General features: G+C 69.9%; 17 protein-coding genes. 10 read left to right on the forward strand and 7 right to left on the reverse strand.

Annotated elements, in window-relative coordinates:
• Genes NBY65_RS19945 through phnA form a run of 5 tightly spaced genes read right to left on the reverse strand, consistent with a single transcriptional unit; the run spans nt 1 to nt 5,831 of the window.
• On the reverse strand, nt 1-912 hold the full coding sequence (locus NBY65_RS19945) for an ABC transporter permease (protein ID WP_150042526.1): 912 nt from the start codon (nt 910-912) through the stop codon (nt 1-3).
• Nucleotides 909-1,775: an ABC transporter permease gene (locus NBY65_RS19950; protein WP_203330586.1), complete on the reverse strand. Its 867-nt coding sequence runs from the start codon at nt 1,773-1,775 to the stop codon at nt 909-911. Before NBY65_RS19950 ends, NBY65_RS19945 begins: the two co-directional genes overlap by 4 nt.
• Entirely contained in the window at nt 1,775-3,310 is a 1,536-nt protein-coding gene (locus tag NBY65_RS19955; RefSeq protein WP_150042525.1) for an ABC transporter substrate-binding protein, read from the reverse strand. Before NBY65_RS19955 ends, NBY65_RS19950 begins: the two co-directional genes overlap by 1 nt.
• Nucleotides 3,310-4,572, reverse strand: a complete 1,263-nt coding sequence (locus NBY65_RS19960) for an alkaline phosphatase family protein (RefSeq protein WP_150042524.1) — start codon at nt 4,570-4,572, stop codon at nt 3,310-3,312. Before NBY65_RS19960 ends, NBY65_RS19955 begins: the two co-directional genes overlap by 1 nt.
• Nucleotides 4,569-5,831 carry a phosphonoacetate hydrolase gene (phnA, locus tag NBY65_RS19965; RefSeq protein WP_150042523.1) on the reverse strand — a complete coding sequence of 421 codons (1,263 nt, stop codon included), beginning with the start codon at nt 5,829-5,831 and terminating at the stop codon, nt 4,569-4,571. Before phnA ends, NBY65_RS19960 begins: the two co-directional genes overlap by 4 nt.
• A 140-nt stretch (nt 5,832-5,971) precedes the next feature.
• Here phnA and NBY65_RS19970 point away from each other — a divergent pair, with 140 nt between their 5' ends.
• A complete protein-coding gene (locus NBY65_RS19970; RefSeq protein WP_150042522.1) occupies nt 5,972-6,853 on the forward strand; it encodes a LysR substrate-binding domain-containing protein in 882 nt (293 codons plus the stop codon).
• 111 nt (nt 6,854-6,964) lie between these two features.
• Here NBY65_RS19970 and NBY65_RS19975 read toward each other — a convergent pair whose 3' ends face one another.
• On the reverse strand, nt 6,965-8,053 hold the full coding sequence (locus NBY65_RS19975) for an AI-2E family transporter (RefSeq protein ID WP_150042521.1): 1,089 nt from the start codon (nt 8,051-8,053) through the stop codon (nt 6,965-6,967).
• 108 nt (nt 8,054-8,161) lie between these two features.
• Here NBY65_RS19975 and NBY65_RS19980 point away from each other — a divergent pair, with 108 nt between their 5' ends.
• Together NBY65_RS19980 and NBY65_RS19985 are read left to right on the forward strand one after the other, a co-directional pair.
• On the forward strand, nt 8,162-8,998 hold the full coding sequence (locus NBY65_RS19980; protein ID WP_150042555.1) for a hypothetical protein: 837 nt from the start codon (nt 8,162-8,164) through the stop codon (nt 8,996-8,998).
• Nucleotides 8,999-9,055: 57 nt separating this feature from the next.
• A complete protein-coding gene (locus tag NBY65_RS19985) occupies nt 9,056-10,213 on the forward strand; it encodes an epoxide hydrolase family protein (RefSeq protein ID WP_150042520.1) in 1,158 nt (385 codons plus the stop codon).
• A gap of 14 nt (nt 10,214-10,227) precedes the next feature.
• On the opposite strand, the gene ppk2 is transcribed toward NBY65_RS19985, so the two are convergent.
• A complete protein-coding gene (ppk2, locus tag NBY65_RS19990; RefSeq protein ID WP_150042519.1) occupies nt 10,228-11,106 on the reverse strand; it encodes a polyphosphate kinase 2 in 879 nt (292 codons plus the stop codon).
• 236 nt (nt 11,107-11,342) lie between these two features.
• Here ppk2 and NBY65_RS19995 point away from each other — a divergent pair, with 236 nt between their 5' ends.
• The 7 genes from NBY65_RS19995 (at nt 11,343) to NBY65_RS20025 (ending at nt 21,567) form a co-directional block, all read left to right on the forward strand.
• Nucleotides 11,343-11,915 (forward strand): hypothetical protein, encoded by a 573-nt coding sequence (locus NBY65_RS19995; protein WP_150042518.1) that lies wholly within the window; start codon nt 11,343-11,345, stop codon nt 11,913-11,915.
• 222 nt (nt 11,916-12,137) lie between these two features.
• Entirely contained in the window at nt 12,138-12,359 is a 222-nt protein-coding gene (locus tag NBY65_RS20000) for a hypothetical protein (RefSeq protein ID WP_250265705.1), read from the forward strand.
• Nucleotides 12,360-12,600: 241 nt separating this feature from the next.
• Nucleotides 12,601-13,632 (forward strand): lactonase family protein, encoded by a 1,032-nt coding sequence (locus NBY65_RS20005; protein ID WP_150042516.1) that lies wholly within the window; start codon nt 12,601-12,603, stop codon nt 13,630-13,632.
• Between the two features lie 285 nt (nt 13,633-13,917).
• Complete coding sequence (locus NBY65_RS20010; RefSeq protein ID WP_150042515.1) at nt 13,918-15,294, forward strand: DUF3300 domain-containing protein; 1,377 nt, start codon at nt 13,918-13,920, stop codon at nt 15,292-15,294.
• Nucleotides 15,284-16,249, forward strand: a complete 966-nt coding sequence (locus NBY65_RS20015; protein ID WP_239002904.1) for a DUF2950 domain-containing protein — start codon at nt 15,284-15,286, stop codon at nt 16,247-16,249. Before NBY65_RS20010 ends, NBY65_RS20015 begins: the two co-directional genes overlap by 11 nt.
• 597 nt (nt 16,250-16,846) lie before the next feature.
• A complete protein-coding gene (locus tag NBY65_RS20020; RefSeq protein WP_150042514.1) occupies nt 16,847-19,372 on the forward strand; it encodes a methyl-accepting chemotaxis protein in 2,526 nt (841 codons plus the stop codon).
• 248 nt (nt 19,373-19,620) lie between these two features.
• Nucleotides 19,621-21,567, forward strand: coding sequence for an acyl CoA:acetate/3-ketoacid CoA transferase (locus tag NBY65_RS20025; RefSeq protein ID WP_150042513.1), 1,947 nt, complete (start codon nt 19,621-19,623; stop codon nt 21,565-21,567).
• Nucleotides 21,568-21,694 lie beyond the last annotated feature (127 nt).

The following is a 21,694-nucleotide window of genomic DNA, read 5'->3' on the forward strand; positions in this document are numbered from 1 at the left end:
TCATGCCCTCACGCGGGGATCGATGAGGCGGCGCGCCAGGTCGGCCACCGCGTTGACCAGGACGACGCCGAGGGCGAGCACGATGATCACCGCCTGCAGCACCGGATAGTCGCGGCCGTTCACCGCGTTCAGCACCAGGGAGCCCAGGCCGGGCAGGCCGAACAGCGCCTCCATGGTGAGGGTGCCGCCGATCAGCGAGGCCAGGCTGACCGAGGCGAGCGCCAGCAGCACCGGCAAGGCCGCCGGCAGCACGTGGCGCAGGACGATGCGCAGCGGATGCAGCCCGCGCGCATGGGCGGCGCGGACATGCGGGGCGAGGCGGGCCTCGCGCAGTTCCTCCAGCAGCGGTTTGGCGAGCTGGCCGGCGATGTCGAGGCCGAGCACCACGATGGGCACTGGCAGGTTGCCGATCACCGGCAGCCAGCCGAGCCAGATCGAGAACACCAGGATGGCGACGATGCCGGCGACGAAAGTCGGCACCGCGATGGACCAGAGATTGACCGCCTCGACCAGCGCCGGCAGCGGTGAGCGCGGCGCCAGCAGCGCCCCGACCGCCAGCAGCAGCGCCAGCGCGAAGCCGAAGGCGAAGGCGGCGGCGGCGAAACCCAGCGTGGTGGGCAGCGCCTGCGTCACCATCGCCGCCACCGGCCGGCCGAAGCGCAGCGACTGACCGAGATCGCCCGTGGCCGCATGCGCGACCCAGCGTCGCAACTGCCCCGCCAGCGTCGCATCGAGGCCAAGTTCGGTGCGCAGCGCCGCCTGTTGCCGCGCCGTCAGGTCGCCTTGCGCCGCGAGCACGTCCACGGCATCGCCGGGCACGGCGCGGATCAGCAGGAAGACGATGACGACGATGGCGGAGATCAGCGCCAGCGCGCGCAGCAGCCCCGCGAGCACGGGCCAGTACCGGGTCATGGTGCGGCCTCCCGCCGCAGCGGATCGAAGTGGCGGCGGGCCGATTCGCCAAGCAGGGACAGGCCCAGTGTCAGCAGCGACAGCGCCAGCATCGGCGCCAGCACCGCATGCGGCGCGTCCTCGGCGAAGCCGCTGGCATCGGCGATCATGCGGCCCCAGCTCGGCTGGTCGGGCGCGGTGCCAAGGCCGAGAAAGGACAGCACCGATTCGGTGACGATGCAGCGGGGCAGCACGATGACCGCCAGCGTCACCACCGGCCCCAGCAGGTTCGGCAGCACGTGCCGTCCCAGCACGGTCAGCCTGCCCTGGCCGAAGACCTGCGCGGCGGCAACATAGTCCGACGCCATCTCGCGCGCATGCGCCGCCCGCACCAGCTCGGCGAAAAGCGGCGCGTAGGAGAGGCCGAGCGCCAGCATTACCGGAAAGCTGCCGTTGCCCAGCACCACCGCGGTCAGCAGCGCCAGCAGGATGCCGGGCAGCACGCGCAGCAGGTCGAAGGCGGCGAAGGTGGCGGCGCGCACCACCCCGCCCAGGGTCAGTGCCAGCAGCCCCAGCGCGGCACCGGGCAGGGTCGCCAGCAGCGTCCCGCCCAGGCCGGTGGACAGGGTCAGCCAGGTGCCGGCGGTCAGCCGTGCCAGCACATCGCGGCCGAGGTGGTCGGTGCCGAGAACGTGTCCGGTCCCGGGCGGAAGGTTCAAGGCCAGCAGGTCCTGGCCCAGCGGGTCGGCGCCGCCCGATCCCAGCCATGCCAGTCCCAGCCGTGCCAGGCCCGGCAGCAGCGCCAGCAGCACCAGCGCGGCGCCGAGGGCGAGCCGGGCCGATGGCAGGGCCATCCGCGCCGGCAGGAGGACGGCGCCGCTCATCACGCCTTCAGCCAGGTACGGGCGATTCCGCCGCTGGCCCAGTGCGGCGACCAGGTGAAGCCCGGCTCCCAGCCCTGCACCTCGTCGCGGTTGACGATCACCGATTGCTCGTGGCCGAGAACGTAGAAGTAATCCTGCGCCATGACCCGCTTCCAGGCGGCGAGGTAGTTCGCCACCCGCCGCGCCTGGTCGGGCTCGGCGACGGCCTTGTCGATCAGCCCGTCCAGCACCTCGTCCTGGATGCCGCCCCACAGCACCGGGTTCGGCCCGTCGCTCATCAGGCGCACGTAGCGCAGGAAGATGTCGGCGCGCGGGCCGGATTCGAACAGTGCGATGTCCCAGTCGTACTGGCCAAGGCGCCGCTGCGCGCCGATGTCGTCCAGGGCGACGTGGTTCACCTCGAAGCCGAGCGCCTTGATCATCTGCACCACGGCCTGCGGCCAGGCGCCCTGCCAGGAGATCACGTCGAGCCGGCGCTTCGCCGGATCGACGCCGGCCTCGCGCAGCAGGGCACGGGCACGCTGCGGATCGGGCTTTGCAAAGATGTCGGCGTCGTGGGTCGCCTGGTCGAAATGGATGTTGCCGGGGATGACCATCTGGTTGGTGACGATGGCGTCGCGACCGGCGACGAAATTCATCACCGCGCGCTTGTCGATGGCATGGCCGATGGCGCGGCGCACGCGCGCGTCGTCGAAGGGCTTCGCCGGGCGGCGGTTGTTGAAGGAGACGAAATACCAGGTGGTGTCGCGGATCGGCCGTGCATGCAGCGCAGCGTCGCGCAGCAGCGGCCGCAGCCGGTCGCGCGTGACCGCCGCCACGTGCAGGTCGCCCGCGCGCAGGGCGAGGCCGGGATCAGCCACCTCGCGCAGATCGAATTCGACAGCAGCCAGATAGGGCTTGCCCACCTGCCAGTAGCCGGGGAAGGCTGGGGCGTAGAAGCGGACCTTGGGCTGCCATTCACCGAAGGTGAACGGCCCGGTGCCGATCGGTTGGGTGATGGTCTCCTCCCAGCCCGGCGATTTCGGCGAGAGAATCCACAGTTCAGACGCCAGGTTCAGCAGCGGCGCGAAGGGTTCCTTCAGCCGCAGCACCACGGTGCGCGCATCGGGAGCCTCGATCGCCTCGGCCTGGTGCATGGCAGTGGTCAGCCAGCCGCCGCGGATCTTCGTGCGGATGCGTTCCATGTTCGCCACCACGTCGGCGGCGGTCAGGATGTCGCCGTTGTGGAAGCGCACGTCCTGGCGGATGCGGAAGGTGTAGACACGGCCATCGGGCGAAACCTCGAAGGCTTCGGCCAGCATCGGCTCGACGCCGCCACTGGCGGTGAGGCTGGTCAACCCTTCGACATAGGCCTGCTGCACGCCGATCGCGCCGGTGTGGCGATGCGGGTCCGACGTGTCGAGGCCGAGCGTCGCATATTTCAGCACGCCGCCGCGGCGCGGCGCCGCCGCGGGCTGGGCGACGGCGGCATGGCCGGCGAAAGGCAGGGCGGCAACGCCGCGCAGGGCGGCGCGACGGGGCAGGGACAGGGTCATCACAGCTCCTGGTGTTGCAGCGCATGGCCGTCGCAGCCTGTTTCCGGCAGGCCGAGATGGCGCAGGATGGTGGGGGCCAGATCGACGATGCGGCTCGGGCGACGCGTCGCCTTGCCCGCGTGGAAGCCGGGGCCGTCGATCATCAGGAAGGGCATCTGCTCGAAGCGGCCGAGCCCGCCATGCTGGCCGCAGCCCAGCCGGTCCGGCTTGCCGCGGGTGGGGCGCGCGGCGGCGGCACGGCCGGGCACGCCGAAGGCGTTCGGCAAGTCGTCGGCGCGGAGCGAGACGGCGCAGAGCAGGTGCTCCGCCGGCGCCTGGCCAATGCGTGCGAGATCGGTGCCGGCCACCACCTCGCCAGCCCAGGGTTGCGCGCGCAGGAAGGCGATGACGGCCTCCGTGCGGGCGGCCCGGGCGGGATGGAGGTAGACCAGCACGGCGGTGCCGTTGGCGGCGACGGCCACGCTATCGCCTAGCCCCGCCGCTTCCAGGGCGCCGTCGATGTCGATCACCTCGGTGACGGTCTGGTGGCCATGATCGGAGCAGGCGATCAGCAGGATGTCCTCGCCGGCGGCGCGGCGTGCCTGCACCGCGTCGCGCACCCGGGCGAAGCAGGCATCGGCGGCGGCGATGGCGGCGCGGCAGGCGGGCGCACCGAGCGGGGCTTCGTGCTGCGTATGATCAGGCTCGCCGAGCCAGAGCACGCCGAGCGCCGCATTGCCTGCCACGGCCTGGGTGATGAAACGGTCGGTCAGCCGCGTGTCCCCGTCACAGTCGGGGGTGATGTCGGCGACTGCGTCCGCGCCTCGCAGCGCGCGCGGCCCGGGGGCGTGCGAGCAGGCGCGGTGGAACACCCAGCCGAACCCGTCCGGATCATGCGCCAGCGCGGCGCCGGGCGAGACATTGCTGAACAGCATCGCCTCGCGGCCGGCGCGGGCGAGGCGCTCGGCCAGGGTGGGCACCGCCAGGGTGCGGCCGCGGAGGCGGCGCCACTGTGCCATGAAGCCGGGCGGGCCGACATCGTGCACCACCAGCCCGTCCTGTTCCATCAGCGCTACCGTGTTGCCCTGCAGCCCGTGCCGGGCCGGGAAGCAGCCGGTGGCGAAGCTGGCCGAGGCGCAGCGCGTGGCCGAGGGGAAGACGCTGCGGTGTTCGGTGAAATGCGTAGCTACATCGGCAAAGTCGGCGAGTGCCGGCGTGGCCTCGCGGCTGAGCAGGTCGCGCCGCAACCCGTCCAGTACCACGACAACGGCGCGTCGCGTCATCGGGCGACCCCGTTCAGCGCGGCATCGAAGATGTCGTAATTGCGCAGCACTTGCCGTACCACCAGCCACGCCGGGTCGAGCGGCGCGGAGAGCACGAAGGGCACCTTCTGTTCCGCCAGCCCGCCATGCGACCGCAGCCGGACGCCGTCCAACTGGCCGAGATCGTGCTCGGCGGCGCGGCTGCCCAGGGCCACCCCGGCACGGGCGATCACGGTGACGTCGCCTTCCATTTCCGGGGCGAGGTCATAGCGGGCGCAGGCCTCGGCGCCGTGCAGCACTTCCCCCAGGCGCGGCTCCGCGCGCAAGGCGTCGATCACCGTTGCTGCGGATGGGGCGCCGGCCAGCAGATGCACCCGTACCAGCCCGCCCAGCGCACCGTGATGGCGCACGAAGGGATCGGTGATCGGGCAGATCACCGTCGTGGTGCCGGCGCCGAAACGGGCGTCCAGCAGGTCGCCGATGAAGACCACGTCCGGGCTGCCGTCGGCGCGGGCCATGTCGCTCATGCCATGGTCGGCGGTGGCCGCGACCAGGCAGCCCGCTTCGACCAGCGCGCCCAGCCTTGCATCCACCGCGCGCATGAAGCCGCGCGCCTCGGGACTGTCCGGGGCGTGGCGATGCTGCACGTAGTCCGACAGCGACAGATAGAGCAGCCGCGCGCGGCCCTGCCGCAGCAATGCCAGCCCGGCATCCAGCACGAAGAGGGAAAGATCCGCCGAATACTGGTCCGGTTCCTCCCGGCCGAGCAGGGCGGCGAGGTCGTCGATGCCGTGGCTCGCCCGGCGCGCGGCGGCGGCATGCTGGGCCGAGGCGGCGATGGCGGTGTCGCCGATCGGCAATCCCTTGGCCAGCGCTGCGCGCAGCTTGTCCTTGGCGGTGATGACCGCGGTCGGCACGCCGGCGCCGGCCATGGCGGCGAGGATGGTGGGAACGCGCAGCTCGGCGTCGCCGGTGATCATCACCGTCTCGCCGCTGGCCCGGTCGAGATAGAAATTGCCGGAGACGCCGTGCACCGCCGGCGGCACGCCGGTCACCAGCGAGAGGTTGTTCGGGTTGGTGAAGGTCGGCATCGCCGCCAGCGCCGTGCCGCCGTGGCCCCGCCTGGTGCAGTGCGCGAAGAAGGGCAGTTCCCTCGCTTCCAGTCCTACGGCCAGGTACTCCGGATCGCAGCCATCGATGCAGATCACCGCCACGGGCTGGGGCGGCGGCGCATAGGCGCGGCCGTTGACCTCGAGTTTCGTTACTGCAAGGGCCTGCATCGTGGGGCGATCTCCGTGATTCCGTGCGCAGGCTTTACGGGCTAGGCTCGCCTCGGCGCGAGCGACTTCGCTTCCGCCCGCATCGGAGGAAATTTCCGCGTGTCTTGGATTTGCAACAGGACCTTCGTGAAACTGCGACAATGACCCGCATGCCGCTGCCGCCCCTGCGCATGATTGCCGCCTTCGAGGCCGTGGCCCGGCTGGGCAACCGCGCCGCCGCGGCGGCCGAGCTGAACGTCACCACCGGCGCTATCACCAAGCAGTTGCGGGCGCTGGAGCAATGGCTCGGCGTGCGCCTGTTCGAGGGCGAGTGGCGCGCCATCACGCCGATGACGCCGGCCGGGCGGCGCCTGGCCGTCGCCGTTACCGCCGGGATGGAAACGATCCAGAACGGCATCGGCGAGATCATGGTGACGCATCTGCCGGCGCGCGAATTGCGCGTGCTGGTGCCGGCCAGCCTGTCGGTGAACTGGCTGCTGCCGCTGTTGCCGCAACTGGAACGCGACACGCCGGGGTTGCGGCTGCGGGTGCAGCCCACCCATACCGGCGACGACTGGCTGGCGATGCCGCATGACGCGGCGATCCGCCGTGACGGCTTCGTGCCCGAAGGCTATGGCCGCGAATTGCTGTTCCAGGAACGCCTGACCGCCTATGTCGCGCCGTCACTGCTGGCCGAAGGGTTCCGCGAACGGGCGCTTGAGGCGGCGCCCATGGTCGAGAGCCGCACCCGGCTGGGCGACCTCGATCGCTGGCTGGCGGCGGCGGGCGTCGGCCGGATCGGGGTGAAGCGGCAGGAGTTCGCGCATTTCTACACCGCCTACGAGGCGGCCATCGCCGGCGGTGGGCTGGTGGTGGCGCCGACCATCCTGGCCGCGGCCGATGTCGCGGCCGGGCGGCTGGTGGCGGTGGATGCGGCGGTGACCATTGCCGGCGCGCAGCACGCCCTGCTGACACGCGCCCATGCGGGGGAGATCGACCATCACGTCGCAGTGCTTGCCGCATGGTTGCGGCGGCAGGTGTGATGGTTTCGTGAAGAAGGCCAGGGCGCTGCGCGGCACAGAATGGGATCCAAGGGCGAAGCCCTTGGCAGGTCCAGGGCGGAGCCCTGGCGGGGGCGGGGCAGCGCCCCGCGCTTACCGCGGCGTCTCCGCGCGCCATGCCTGCAGCAGGATGAAGGCAACGGCGATCAGGGTCGGGCCGATGAACAGCCCGAGGAAGCCGAAGGCGATGAAGCCGCCGAACACGCCCAGGATGGTCAGTGACATTGGCATGTGCACGCCCAGCCCGATCAGCCAGGGCTTGAGAAAATTGTCCACGGTGCTGACCAGGAGTCCCCAGGCGATCATGAAGATGCCCCATCCGTGCTCGCCCTGGCCGAACAGCCACCATGCCGCGCCGCCCCAGATCAGCGCCAGCAGCGGGCCGCCGATCTGGCTGAGCGCCAGCAGCAGGCCGATGAAGCCGAGCGAGGTCGCCCCTGGCACGCCGGCCAGCGCGAGGCCAAGCGCCAGCAGCGCCGCCTGCGCCGCGGCGGTGCCGATCACGCCGTAGGCGACGCTGCGCACCGCGCCGGCGGCGGCCTGCAGCGCCTCTGCCGCGGTTGGCCCGCCAAGGCGCAGCAGGATCTCGCGCAGGTCCTGTGCCAGCGTGGCGCCATTGATCCAGAACATCGTTGCCACCACCAGCGACAGGGCGATCTGCACCACGCTGGCGGTGAGCGCGCGGGCGGCGCCCAGCAGGGCCTGCTGCAGTGTCGCGGAGTAGGGCGCAAGCGCGGTGGCGAGGTTGCCGCCGGCCCTGGCCAGCTCGTTCCAGATCCGCGCGAGCCGGTCGCCGAGCAAAGGCAGGCCGGTGAGCCAGGCGGGCGGAGGAGGGGCGGTGGCGAAATACTCCCGGATGACCTGGCTGCCCCGCACCAGTTGGTCGCTCACCACCGGCGCCATCGCCAGCACCGGCAGCACGACGAGGATGATGGCGAGCAGCAGCAGCAGCGTTGCCACCAGCCCCGGGCGCAGCCCACGCGAGACCAGGGCGTGGCGCAGCGGCCAGGCGGCGACGGCGAGGGTCGCGCCGAACAGGATGGCGGTGGTGAAGGGCCACAGTACCGCGCCGACGCCGACCAGCAGCCCGAGCACCAGCAGCAGCACGACGCTGCGCTCGATCAGCCCGACCAGTCCCGGCGTCCCCGGCGGCGGCCGGTCGGTTGGCAACTCATCCGCCATGGCGATGCTCTACATTCCGTGGGTCCGGTGGCCGCTGCCGGAAAGGCCACCGATCTTCTGTGATATACTGCTTTGGCCTGCGCTTTGACATGACAAAGGGGGAGCGAGATGACCTATGTATTCTCGCCTGTTGATGTGCCCGGCGCCGTCGCGTCGTGGGGATACGGCCTGAACGGCCAGGCCCAGGTCGTCGGCGGCTACCGTGACGCCGCGGGCCATGGCCATGGGTTCCTGCTGGCCGATGGCCGTATCACCACCCTCGATGTTCCCGGCGCCGGCAGCACCACCGCGAGCGGGATCAACGCATCCGGCCAGATCGTCGGCAGTTACCAGGACGCCGCCGGCGTCGGGCACGGCTTCCTGTACGAGAATGGCCGGTTCACCCGGATCGACGCCCCCGGCGCTACCGACACATACCTGGACGACATCAACGATTCCGGAGAGATCGTGGGGGCGGCGGCGATCCCGGCCGGGCACAGCATCCGCCAGGAGGTGTTCCGCGCAGCGGGCGGGCGGTTCACCACCGTCAGCCTGCCCGGCTTCGTCGACAGGCCCAGCACCGCGCCGGGGGGCACGTACATGTTCGCCGCCGGCATCAACAACCACGGCGAGATCGGCGTGAACGTGAAGATGGCGCCAGGGGCATCGAGCTTCAACATGGCCTTCATCGTCGCCGGCGATGGCAGCGCCACCAGCCTCGCCCCTCCCGCCGACGCGTTCCGGCCGCTGTCCATCACGGCGCTTGATGACCAGCGGGACGTGGTGGGAAGCTATGGTCTTACGCCGCCGCACGCCTTCGTGGAACGGCAAGGCGTCATCACCGACATCACCACCGCCAGTGGCGCCAGGCCGGGCGTGAACGACATCAACAACGCCGGCTGGATCGTCGGGTCCGCCACCGGCAGCGACGGGCAGAACCATGCCTTCCTGGCCAGCCCCGCGTGACCGGGCTCCGGCCCGGTGCGTTACCGGCACCGGGACACTCAAGACGGGGGATGTTCGATGACGCCACACGCCTTCACCCTGCACGTGCCCGACGCGGAGATCGCGCAGTTGCGGGCACGGCTCGCGGCCACGCGGCTGCCGGACCAGGCACCGGACGCGGCCTGGGCATATGGCACCGATGTCGAGTACCTGCGGGACCTGATCGTCTATTGGCGTGACGGCTTCGACTGGCGTGCCGAGGAGGCGCGGCTGAATGCCTTCCCCCAGGTCACGCTGCCCCTGCACGGCATCGACGTGCACGCGCTGCACGTGCCGGGGCGCGGGCCACGGCCGATGCCGCTGCTGCTGCTGCACGGCTGGCCGGGCTCGGTGTTCGAGTTCTTCGACATCATCCCGCGCCTGACCGATCCGGCCCGTTTCGGCGGCGATCCGGAGGATGCCTTCACGGTGGTGGCGCCGTCCCTGCCGGGCTATGGGCTGTCGTTCCGGCCGGGGCAGAAGCGGTTCGGCGTCGTCGCGATGGCCGAGGTGATGGTCGCGCTGATGGAGGCGCTGGGCCATCCGCGCTTCGGGGTGCAGGGCGGCGACTGGGGATCGGCGATCGCGACCGCGCTGGGCCTGCATCATCCGAAGCACCTGACCGGGCTGCATCTCAATTTCCTGAGCGCGGTGCCGCGCGATCCGGCGCTGTATCGCGACGGCACGGAGGATGAGCGTGAGTTCGCCGCCGAACTCGCGCATTTCCTGCGCGAGGAGACCGGCTACCAGCAGATCCAGGGGACAAAGCCACAGACCCTGGCCGTCGCGCTGACGGACAGCCCGGCGGGGCTCGCTTCCTGGTTCGTCGAGAAGTTCCGTAGCTGGACGGATAGCGACGGCGATCCCACGCGTGCGGTCGATCGCGACCGGATGCTCGCGGATATCTCGCTCTACTGGTTCACCGGCTGCATCGGCGCCTCGTTCTGGCCGTACTACGACCGGTTGCATGGCCCGCCTCTGGTGCCGCCGGGGCGGCGCGTCGAGGTGCCGCTCGGCTATGCGTCCTTTCCACGCGAGATCCTGCATCCGCCACGCTCCGTGGCGGACCGCCTGTTCGCCGATATCCGCCGCTGGAGCCTGCGCAGCCAGGGGGGGCATTTCGCGGCGATGGAACAGCCCGCAGCCCTGGCCGAGGAAATGCGGGCGTTCTTCCGGGAGCTGCGCGGGCGGGGCTGAGCGGCCCGGCGGGATCAGAATTTTTCCGCGATGTAGTGGTAGGGGTAGTCGGGCTCCTTGTAGTCGCCCGGCTTCCTGCGTTTCGGCAGCGTGATCTTCTCGCGCGGCAGGGTCTCGTAGGGGATGTGCGAGAGCAGGTGCGAGATCACGTTGAGCCGCGCCCGCTTCTTGTCGTCGGAGCGCACCACCCACCACGGCGCCCAGGCGGTGTCGGAGGCGGCGAACATGGCATCGCGGGCGCGGGAATAGTCGTACCAGCGGCTGAAGGATTCCAGGTCCATCGGCGAGAGCTTCCAGATCTTCCGCCCGTCCTGGATGCGCGCCTGCATCCGGCGTTCCTGTTCCTCCATGCTGACGTCCAGCCAGTATTTGAGCAGGATGATGCCGGACCGGATCATCGCCTGCTCCACGGCCGGCACCGCGGCGAGGAATTCCTCGGACTGCTGTTCGGTGCAGAAGCCCATCACGCGCTCGACACCGGCACGGTTGTACCAGGAGCGGTCGAAGATCACCACCTCGCCGCCCGCGGGCAAATGCGGCAGGTAGCGCTGGATGTACATCTGCGACTTCTCCCGCTCGGTCGGCGCGGGCAGGGCGATGACGCGGAAGATGCGCGGGCTGACCCGCTCGGTGATCGCCTTGATGGTGCCGCCCTTGCCGGCGCCGTCGCGACCTTCGAAGACCACCACCACCTTGAGCTTCTTCGCAGCCACCCAGAGCTGCAACTTCACCAGTTCCTCGTGCAGCCGGGCGAGTTCGCGCGCGTAGGCGCGGTTGCCGAGCTTGCCGTCCGGCTGCGTCCCGGCCGCTTCCTGCGAGGGGGCGGGATCCTTCGCCGCCACGATCTCCGGAGGAAGGTCGACCTTCGCGCTGCCGTTCTTCTTCTTTTTCATCCTGTTCTCCGCTGCGGTTTTTGCGGGATCCTAGGACAGTGGTACGAGGCGGCTAAACAAAATGCCGCGGCCTTGCCGTCCGGCCAGGCATCACGTCCCCATGATTATCAGTTGCGGGATGCGCCGTCCAGAATGGAGCCATGGTTGTGCGGCGGCCGGGCGTGCCGCTGCACCTCGCCCGGGCGCGACGATGCGATACGATGCCGTGCAGCCATGTTGAGCGGAAGGCAGTCCCGATGAGCAGGAAGGTGGAATTCGCCGGTGCCCTGGTGCTGGTTCTGGGATCCTGGCTGGCGCAGCCGGCCTGGGCCCTGCAGAGCTGCACGGGAAGTTATTCGGCGACGCTGCTGCGGCCCTTGCCCCGGCCGCTGGTGGTGGGGCTGCTCGTGCGCGACGATTCGCCGCGCAACCGGGACCTCGCGGAGCGGTTCCGGGCAGGGTTGCGGCATGCCGGCGTGGCGGTGGCAGGGCGGCCCTCCGCACAGTTGAGCATCATCGCGACCTTCACCGGCGCCGCTGCGCCGGCGGCCGCGCCGACGGTCGAGGCGAGCCCCGGCTTCAGTTGGATGGGCGGCGGCATCGACCGGCAGGCGCCGGAGAAGGGCCGGCTCGGCGGCGAGCCGCGCGCCACGGGCCCGGTGACGCTGATGCTGCGCGCAGATGTGCGGCCGGATCCGGCCCAGCCGGTCGCCTGGACCGCCTCGCTGCAATGCACGCGGCGTGACCGCGACGACCGCCGGCTTGCCTATGAGATCGGCACCGTCATCGGCCGCGCCATCGGCCGGCGCGCCGAGCGCGTGCGGTTCTGAGACCGCCCGGCTCCGGCCGGGAGGTTTTGTTTCGATGTGCGCACGCCGGCCGTCAATCAGTCGGTTAATTGTGCCATGCACAATAACCATACAGTATCGCATTGAATGAGGCGCGGAATAGTCGTATTAGGAGCAGGCGGAACTAATATCCGTTCGCACCAGCGAACGGCGAGGAGGATTCGTCCATGCCCGAGAGTGCCAAGCCAGACGAAGGAGCCAGGCGTGAGCGGATTCGGAGGCGTGCCCTATCGTTTCGAAGCGTGTGAGATCGCTACCGACGACGGCGTGGTCGCAATTCCCGACGGCGTCGCATTTGTTCCGGACCCGATTGGAAGCGGGTCCGCCTCGGTTGAGATCTGCTTTTCCTATCGGCGTCGGACCCTCCACCTGTCCCGCTCCGAGTGGGACCGGGTGCTGACCGCCGGACTTGCACAGCCGGCCTGACGCATTTTCCCCAACTTCATTGCCATGCGTCCGCCGTCCCGCTCCGGGGCGGCGGCCCGGCCTGTCGCGGCTTGGCCTATTTCCTGCCTCGCGGCGCGGGGCGAGCAGGCCATTCCCGGCCGCTGCGGTGCAGCAAGATCCGTCGCGTTGCTGCCGGAAACGATTGCGAGATGAAAATTCCACAGATGTAGCAACGATGTTTGCCGATGCGTCCGGTTGGGGATGAGCTTATGCTGGGGGGATGAACATCATCTGCTTCGTGGCCTGTGCCGAAGTGCGCGAGATCGACGTCTTCCGCCTTGACCAGGCATCCGGGACGCTGGGACGGATCGGCGCCTTCGCCGTGCCCGGCACCGATTCCCCATCGCCCAGTTTGCCGCTCGCCATCAGCCCGGACGGGCGGATCCTCTATGCCGCGCTGCGCAGCCCGCCCTTCCCGGTGGCCAGCTTCGCCATCGATGCCAGCACCGGCGGGCTGCATCTGCTGGACACGGCCAGGTTGCCGGAGTCGATGCCCTGGATCGCCACCGACCGCGGCGGGCGGCATCTGCTCGCGGCTTCCTATGGCGGCAACCTGCTGGCGGTGCTGCCGATCGGCACGCAGGGCGTGGTGCGCACGCCGGCCCGCCAGGTGATCCCCCAGCCCGGGCACCTGCACTGCCTGCTGACCGATCCCACCAACCACCACGCCTATGCCACACTGATCAGCGGCGACCGCATCCTGCATTACCATTTCGACGCCGGGGCCGGCCGGCTCAGTCCCGCCACGCCGGATGGGATCGCCACCGCCCCGGGGACGAACCCGCGCCACCTGTGCTTCGGGCGGGACGGCTCCGTGCTTTATGCGGTCAACGACACCGGCGGCAGCATCAGCGCCTATGCCGTCGACCCGGCGAGCGGAGACCTGCGCGAGATCCAGACCATCCCGTTGCTGCCGTCCGGCGCCCAGGCCGCGCCCGCCGCGGCGGACATCCATCTCACACCCGACGGCCGCTTCCTCTATGCCAGCGAGCGGGCCAACAATCTGCTGGCGGCATTCCGGGTCGATCCCGCTTCCGGCCAGTTGGAGATGACCGGCACCGTCGCCGCCCCCACCGGGCCGCGCGGCTTCGCGATCGAGCCCGGCGGGCGCTTCCTGCTGTGCGCCGGCCAGCAATCTCACAGCGTCGTCAGCTACGCGATCGACCCGCAGACGGGGGAGCTGAGCCGTCGTGCGGAAACCGCGACCGGCGGTAACCCGAACTGGATCGAAACTGTCATCCTTGGCTCCTGAGCCGGCGGCCTGCTCCGGCCCCCGCGCCTGACAGGGGGCCTCAGGCCCCTGTCCCCACCTGGCCGTTCCCGCCACGGCGCTGCGCCGATCCGCCGTTGAATTCCCGCTCATTCTGCACCTCTTCGGTGTCGCGCAGCGCACCAGGGGAGCGGCCCTTGGCAGGGGCAGGACGACGCCCGGGTAACTTGCCAGCAACTAATTCAATCCGTAATATCACGGACGCCCGGTTCTCCCTCTGGCGTCCTCCTTGCGGGTGGACCGCATCGGTCGCGGAGACGAAACGACATGGCGAAGTGCCTCGAGGTTTCGCGGGCCTGGCTGGTCGCTGGCCTGGCCGTTTCGATCGTCCTGCCCCCCTGTGTGCCGCCGGTGGCGGCGCAGCCGGCGGCCGTGCAGCAACCCGCCGGGGCCGAGGCATTCAGCGTGCAGCAGCTCGACGCGCTGCTGGCGCCGGTGGCACTCTATCCCGACCAGTTGCTGACGCAGGTGCTGATGGCGGCGACGTTCCCGCTGCAGGTGGTGGAGGCGGCGCGCTGGCGCGAGGACCCGGCGCATGCGGCGCTCGGCGGCGACGCACTGGCGCAGGCCCTGGCGCCACTGGCCTGGGACCCCAGCGTCAAGTCGCTGGTGCCGTTCCCGCAGGTGCTGTCGCAGTTGAACGGCAACCTGGAATGGACCCAGCAACTTGGCTACGCCTTCGCCACCCAGCAGCGCGAGGTGATGGACAGCGTGCAGCGGCTGCGCCGGCAGGCGCAGGCCCAGGGGCAGTTGCAGAGCTCGCCGCAGCAGGTGGTGCGGCTGGAGCCGGCCTCGGACGTGGTGGCGGCCAGCAGCCCGCAGACCATCATCATCGAGCCCGCCGATCCGCAGGTCGTCTACGTGCCGAGCTACAACCCCGCCGTGGTCTACGGCACCTGGCCCTATCCGGCCTATCCGCCCGTGGCGGCGGCGCCGGCGCCGGGCTATGTCGCCGGCACGGCACTGCTGAGCGGGCTGGCGTTCGGCGCCGGGGTCGCCATTACCGCGGGGCTGTGGGGCTGGTCGCGTCCGAACTGGTCGCGCGGCGACGTCAACATCAACGTCAACCGCTGGAACACCATCAACGTGAACCGGCAGCGGGCGGTTTCCAATACCTGGAGCCCGACACTGAACCGCTCTTCCAGCCGTGCCTACGCGCTGCAGCGCCCGCCGGCCGGGCCGGTCGGGGCGCCGGTGCGCAACGCCGGGCTGCCGCCCAATGCGGTCGGGCGTCCCAATGTCGGCGTGCCGGCCAGCGCGGTGAATCGTCCTCCGCCGCGGCCGGCGCCGCCACGGCCGGAGGCGGGGCCACGGCCGAACCTGAGCCCGGGCAGCCGCCCGGCGGCGCGGCCGCCGGCGCCACCCCCCACTGCGGCCAGCCGGCCGGGATTCCAGGACGGGCGCCTGCCGCCGGGGGGCGATCGGGCGCCGGCACCGCGCCCGGTCCAGGGAGCGCCCCAGAGAGCGCAGCAGAGAGCGCAGCAGAGACCCCCCCAGGGACCGCCCGCCTTCAGCGGCCTGCCCGAAGGCGGGCGTGCCGCCGCCTATAGCCAGCGCGGCGCCCAGAGCTTCCAGGGGGGTGGCTCCCAGCGCGGCGGCGGCCCGGCCCGCGAGGGTGGCCGGGGAGGTTTCCGTGGCCGGTAGCGGGGCCGGGCGCAGGGGCGCGGCGCTGCGGGGCGCGGCGCTGGCCTTGCTGGTGGCGACCGTGCCGCCCGCCGTGGCCGGCATCGCCCGGGCCGCCCCGCAGCCCGGCTTCGCAGCGCCGGAAGACGCCGTGGGCGCGCTGGTGGCGGCGTTGCAGGGGCATGATCCGGCCGCGCTGGGCGCGCTGCTGGGGCCGGGCAGCGAGACGCTGGTGCGGTCCGGCGACGCGGTCCGCGACCGCGAGGAGGCGCGGCGTTTCCTGGACGCCTATGCCGAACGGCATGCCCTGGTGGCGGCGGGGGAGGACCGCCTGCTGCTGCAGGTTGGCCCGCAGGGCTGGCCGCTGCCGATCCCGCTGGTGCGGCGGGACGGGCAATGGCGCTTCGACGCCACCGCCGGCGCGCAGGAGATCGTCAACCGCCGCATCGGTCGCAACGAGATCGCCGCCATCCGCTTCTGCCTGGCCTATGTCGACGCCCAGGCCGCGTATCACCGGTTGTTCCAGGAGGTGACCGGTACCGGGGCATATGCACAGCGCCTGGTCAGCTCCCCGGGCAATTACGACGGGTTGTATTGGCCATCGGACGACAATGTGCCGGAAAGCCCGCTCGCCCCGGTGGTGGCGGAGGCGATGGCGCAGGGCTATCCGGGGCCGGAGCGGCCGGGGCCACAGATGGTCTACGAAGGCTACCAGTACCGCATCCTGACCGCGCAGGGGCCGAACGCGCCGGGCGGGGCGCGGAGCTACCTGAAGGATGGGAAGCTGGTCGACGGCTTCGCGTTGGTGGCCTGGCCGGCGGTCTATGGCGCCTCCGGGATCATGACCTTCCAGGTCGACCAGGACGGGGTGGTGTTCCAGAAGGATCTCGGCCCCGACACCGCCACGCGGGCGCAGGCGATCCGGCGCTTCGATCCGGGGCTCGACTGGGCGCGGGTGGACATCCTGGAAAAGTGAGGCCGTAGCGGACATCCCCCGGGCGCGACGGCACGACGGATCCGGAGTCTTCCGGCCTCCGGGCGCGTTGTCGCGCGGCATGGTCCTGTTCCGCCGCGTCATCGCCCCATCTTCCCTGGCGACGTGATACCGCTGGGCGGTGGCGCGATCCGGCGGCCACGCGAAGACCGATGACGGCAACAACACCAAACCGGAGGAGGATGCGGATGGACCGGCGCGGGATGATCCCGGGCATGGCGGCAGCCGTGGGCGCGGCGGCGCTGCCGCCGCGTCGGTGCACGAGAGTTGGCAACGAAATTTAGGAATAAATTCCAAAAATGAGCCATTTCAAAATAGATGCAAATTGCGACGAAATATTTATCCAACGCTATCATTATAAAGCTAACATACAGAAATCTTCTATAATTCTTTGGGCAGGTTTCTTGTAAGTGGCGGAAAAACGCCTATCTGGCGTTGCGAACTCGTTTTAATTGCGACGAATTTCGCACTGGCAGGGAAACTGCCGCCAGGTGCCCTGGTCACTCGCCCTCGCAGGTATCGGGAAAGCCGAGCCTGTTTTCCGCCACACGTCAGCCATGCCGAGGAGAGTCCGTGCCGATGCGCCTGAACGAGTCCATCACCAGTCATGAAGTCGAGGTTCCCGAGGGCGAAAGCCTCGTTTCCTACACTGATACCGACGGGCGCATCGTCTTCGTCAACGAGCCTTTCACCCGGATATCCGGGTTCAACGCGCAGGAACTGGTCGGCCTGCCGCACAACATCGTCCGACACCCGGACATGCCGGGCGCCGCCTTCGCCGACCTCTGGCAGACAGTCAAGGTCGGGCGCCCCTGGGAGGGAATGGTCAAGAACCGCACCAGGAACGGCGATTATTACTGGGGCTGCGTCACCGTCACCCCGATGATCGAGGGCGGCGAGGTGGTCGGATACATCTCCATCCTCGAGAGGCCCAACCGTGCCGAGGTGGCCCGTGCCGAGGCGGCCTATGCCCGGCTGCGTGCCGGCGACGTCACCGGCTTGCAACTGCTTGACGGCGAGATCACCGAGGTTTCATGGCAGCGCCGGTTGGCGTCGTTCTGGGCCAGCGTGCTGGGACGGCTGCTCTGCGTCGTCAGCGCCGTCATCCTGACCCTGGTTGCCCTCGGCGTACTGGCCATGCAGGACATGCGCAGCAAGCAGGCGACACTCCGCGCCATCTACGAGGACGGGATGGGGGGGATGGGACGGCTCGGCGAGATCCTGGCCGGCCTGCAGGAAAGCCTGACGGAACTGACCCGCCTCGAGGAAGAGGTCGCTGCCAGGCAGGCCGATGCCATCATGCAGCGCCAGGAGCGGCTGCGTTCCATCACCGAGCGGGTCGAGCGCACCTGGCAGGCCTATCGTGGCGCGGCACGCCAGCCGGAACTGCAGCCGCTGCTGGAGCGCTTCGCCGCCGGGTTGGCCGCCTACCGCCAGGCCGAGGGGGCAGCCCTGGCGCTGCGGCCGGGCGCAGGCGCCGCCACTGCGGGCCTCGTGCGCCAGGCCACATCCGCCGCCGGGCCGGCCATCGCGACGTTGCAGGATCTGATGCAGATGGAGCTGCGCCTCGCCGGCCAGAATTACGAACAATCGACGGCAGGCTTCGGCGGGCACATCCTGCTGGTGCTGCTGCTGGTCGGGGGGTCCGTCCTGCTGGTCTGCGGGTTCGGCTGGTCGCTGATCATGGCGGTGCGCCGTCCGCTGGCGGGCATTCATTCGGATTTCGAAGCGATCATGGCCAATCGCTACGGGCATCGCGTCGCGTTGCCGGCAGCCCGCGAGTTCCGTATGGTCGCAAGCCAGTTGCGCGCCCTGAAGGCCCGCCAGGCCTATGCCTTCCACGTCCACTCCGAAGGCCGGCGGGAACTGGGGGAGGCACGGCGGCAGGCGATCCGCACCATTGTCGACAAGATCGAGGCGGAAACCTACCGCGCCATGCGGCAGGTCACCGAGCAGACCACCGAGATGAGCATCGGCGCCGACAGCGTCGCCGCGGTGTCCGCACGGGTCACCGAGCACGCGACCGAGGTCAACACCGCGGCCGGGATCGCGCTGGTCAATGCCCAGGCGGTCGGGGCAGCGACGGAGCAGCTCAGCACCTCCATCCGCGAGATCTCCACGCGGATGGGCGAGGTCAGCGCCCGCGCCCGCAGCGCCGCGGAGGGCAGCGCCGTGGTGCAGGAGCGGATCCGCTCGCTCTGCCAACTCGCCGAGGAGATCGACACGGTGGTCGCGCTGATCAGCGAGATCGCGGGAAAGACCAACCTGCTCGCGCTGAACGCGACCATCGAGGCGGCCCGCGCCGGGGCGGCCGGGCGCGGCTTCGCCGTGGTCGCTTCCGAGGTGAAGAGCCTCGCGACCCGGACCGCGAGCTCGACCGACGAGATCCGCCGCCAGGTCGAGGGCATCCAGGCCGCCAGCCGCGCGGCGGTGGAGGCGGCCGAGGCGATCGGCCAGAGCATCATGACCACTGCCGAAGTTGCCGTGGCCGTCGCCGCGGTGGCGGAGGAACAGGCGGTCACGACCAAGGCGATCGCGCAGGGCGCTGCCGAGACCGCCACGGCCGCGCGCCGGGTCTTCGAGCGTATCGACCGGGTCACCTGCGATGCGACCGATGCCAGCATGCAGATAGAGGCGATGCGGACGGGAAGCTCCACCGTTGCGGACTGCGTCAGGGATCTCGAGGCGGCGTTCGTCTATATGATCCGCACCTCGATTTCCGACGCGGACCGCCGCAGCGATCCCCGCTTCCCGGTCAACCTGCCTTCCACGGTGGTGGATGCGTGGGGCGGGCACGTTAAAACACAACTGTACGACATTTCCAGGGGCGGTGGCAGCATCGGCGACGTGCCCGGCTTGCAGGAGGGCAGCCGGGGCGAGATCCTGTTCCACCACGGCGGCAAGGGGGCCCGGGTGGGCTTCGAAGTCCGCTGGGTGGGAGGCGATGGCAGGTTGCATCTGCGCTTTGTCGAGCAGGGGATTTCCGCCGAGGCAAGTGACTGCATCGCCGGCATGATCGCATTGGCGGAGCAGCAGGCGGGCGATGTGGCGGAGCCAGTGGGCAGGCGCCGCCATCTCTATAGCGGCGAGCTGCAGTTGTTCTGATCCGGCGGCCGGCTGTGCGCCGGCGCGATGGTCCTGCATCGCGCCGGCTTCACCAAACCCGATGCGTCGTTCAACCGTTCCGCTGGCGACGGGGCGTTTTGCGCGGCCTGAACGGCCCAGGATGGCAACGGGCTTTGAAACGCGGCCGTGGATGCACGTAGACTGGCAGCACGCGACGAGGACCGCCTGTGACAGCCGGAGCACTGGCCTGGTCCCGTGCGCCCGGCTTCCGGCCAGGGAGCAAGACAGTGCGCAGCAAGATCGTGACTGCCGACGAAGCAATCGCCCTGATCCGCGATGGCGATACACTGGCCAGCACCGGATTCGTCGGCACCGGCTTCGCCGAGGCGCTGCTGGTGGCGCTGGAGCGGCGCTTCCTCGCCACCGGCGCGCCGCGCAACCTGACCCTGTTCGCCGGCGCCGGCCAGGGCGACGGCCACGAGATGGGACTCAACCATCTCGGGCACGAGGGATTGCTGCGGCGGGTGGTGGCCGGGCACTGGGCCCGCATGCCCAAGGTCGGCAACCTCGCGCTCGGCAACAGGATCCAGGCCTACAACCTCCCGCAGGGCATCATCTGCCAGTTGTTCCGCGACCTCGCCGGCGGCAAGCCCGGCACCTTCTCCAAGGTCGGGCTGCATACCTTCGTCGATCCGCGTTACGGCGGCGGACGGGTCAATGCCGGCACCACCAAGGATATCGTCCAGCTCGTCGAGGTTGATGGCGAGGAATGGCTTTTCTACAAGGTCGGCCGCGTCAACGTCGCCTTCATCCGCGGCAGCACCGCCGACACCTTCGGCAACATCACCATGGAGCGCGAGGCGCTGACGCTCAGCAACCTCGCCATGGCGATGGCCACCAAGAACAGCAACGGCATCGTCATCGCCCAGGTCGAGCGCATCGCCGAGCGCGGATCGCTGCCGCCGCGCCAGGTGAAGGTGCCCGGCATCCTGGTCGACTGCATCGTGCTCGCCCCCCCCGAGCAGCACCGCCAGACCGTCGCCACCGCCTACAACCCCGCCTATGCCGGCGAATTCCGCGTGCCGCAGGCAAGCGTGGTGTCGGCCCCGCTCGACGAGCGCAAGATCATCGCCCGCCGCGCCGCCTTCGAACTGCCGCCGAACGGCATCATCAACCTTGGCATCGGCATGCCCGAAGGCGTGGCCGCCGTCGCGCACGAGGAGCGTATCTCCCACCTGCTGACGCTGACGGTGGAATCCGGGGTGATCGGCGGCATCCCCTCAAGCGGTGGTGATTTCGGCACCGGCATCAACATGGACGCGGTGATCGACGAGAACCAGCAATTCGACTTCTACGATGGCGGCGGGCTCGACATGGCCTGCCTGGGCATGGCCGAATGCGACGCGGCGGGCAATGTTAATGTCAGCCGCTTCGGCGGCAGGCTGACCGGGGCAGGCGGGTTCATCAATATCAGCCAGAACGCACGCCTGGTGGTGTTTGTCAGCACCTTCACCGGCGCCGGGCTGGAGATCGCGGTGGAGGGCGGGCAGTTGCGCATCCTGCGCGAAGGCCGGCAGCGCAAGTTCCGCGTGCAGGTCGAGCAGGTGACCTTCAACGGGCAATACGCCTATGACCGCGGCAAGCCGGTCTACTACGTGACCGAACGCTGCGTGTTCCGCCGGGTGCGCGGCGGGCTGGCCCTGATCGAGGTCGCGCCAGGCATCGACATCGACCGCGACATCCTGCCGCACATGGAATTCCGCCCGATCATCGGCGAAGTCGGCGTCATGGACCCGCGCATCTTCAGCGCCGACCCGATGAACCTGGAAGCGGAGCTGCTGAACCTTTCATTGCCCGAACGGGTGAGCTATGACGCCGAGCGCAATATCCTGTTCCTCAATTTCGAGGGGATGTACGTGCGCGTCGCCGAGGATGTGCAGGCGATCTGGACAATCTGCGAACAGCGCTGCCGCGCCGCCGGACGACGGGTCGGGGTGGTGATCAATTACGACCGCTTCCGCATCAACGAGGAAATGTACGACGCTTACGCCGAGATGGACCGCTACTTCCTGGAACACTACTTCACCAGGATCACCCGCTACGCCACCAGCGCCTTCCTGCGCGCCAAGCTGGGCGAGGCCTTCACCCAGCGCGACATCGCCCCGCACGTGTTCGAGCGGCGGGAAGAAGCACAGGCCTTCCTGGCGACACTGGGGCAGGACGGGGAAGGGTAAGGAAGGCCAGGGCTCTGCCCTGGACCCGGCAGGGGCCAGGAGGCCCCTGCACCCCGGGTGCGCTGCGCGGCAAAGAATGGGATCCAAGGGCCTTCGGCCCTTGGTGGAGGTCCAGGAGGCGAAGCCT

Origin of the sequence: Rhodovastum atsumiense, assembly GCF_937425535.1 — a bacterium.
In the GTDB taxonomy this organism is placed as follows: Bacteria; Pseudomonadota; Alphaproteobacteria; order Acetobacterales; family Acetobacteraceae; genus Rhodovastum; species Rhodovastum atsumiense.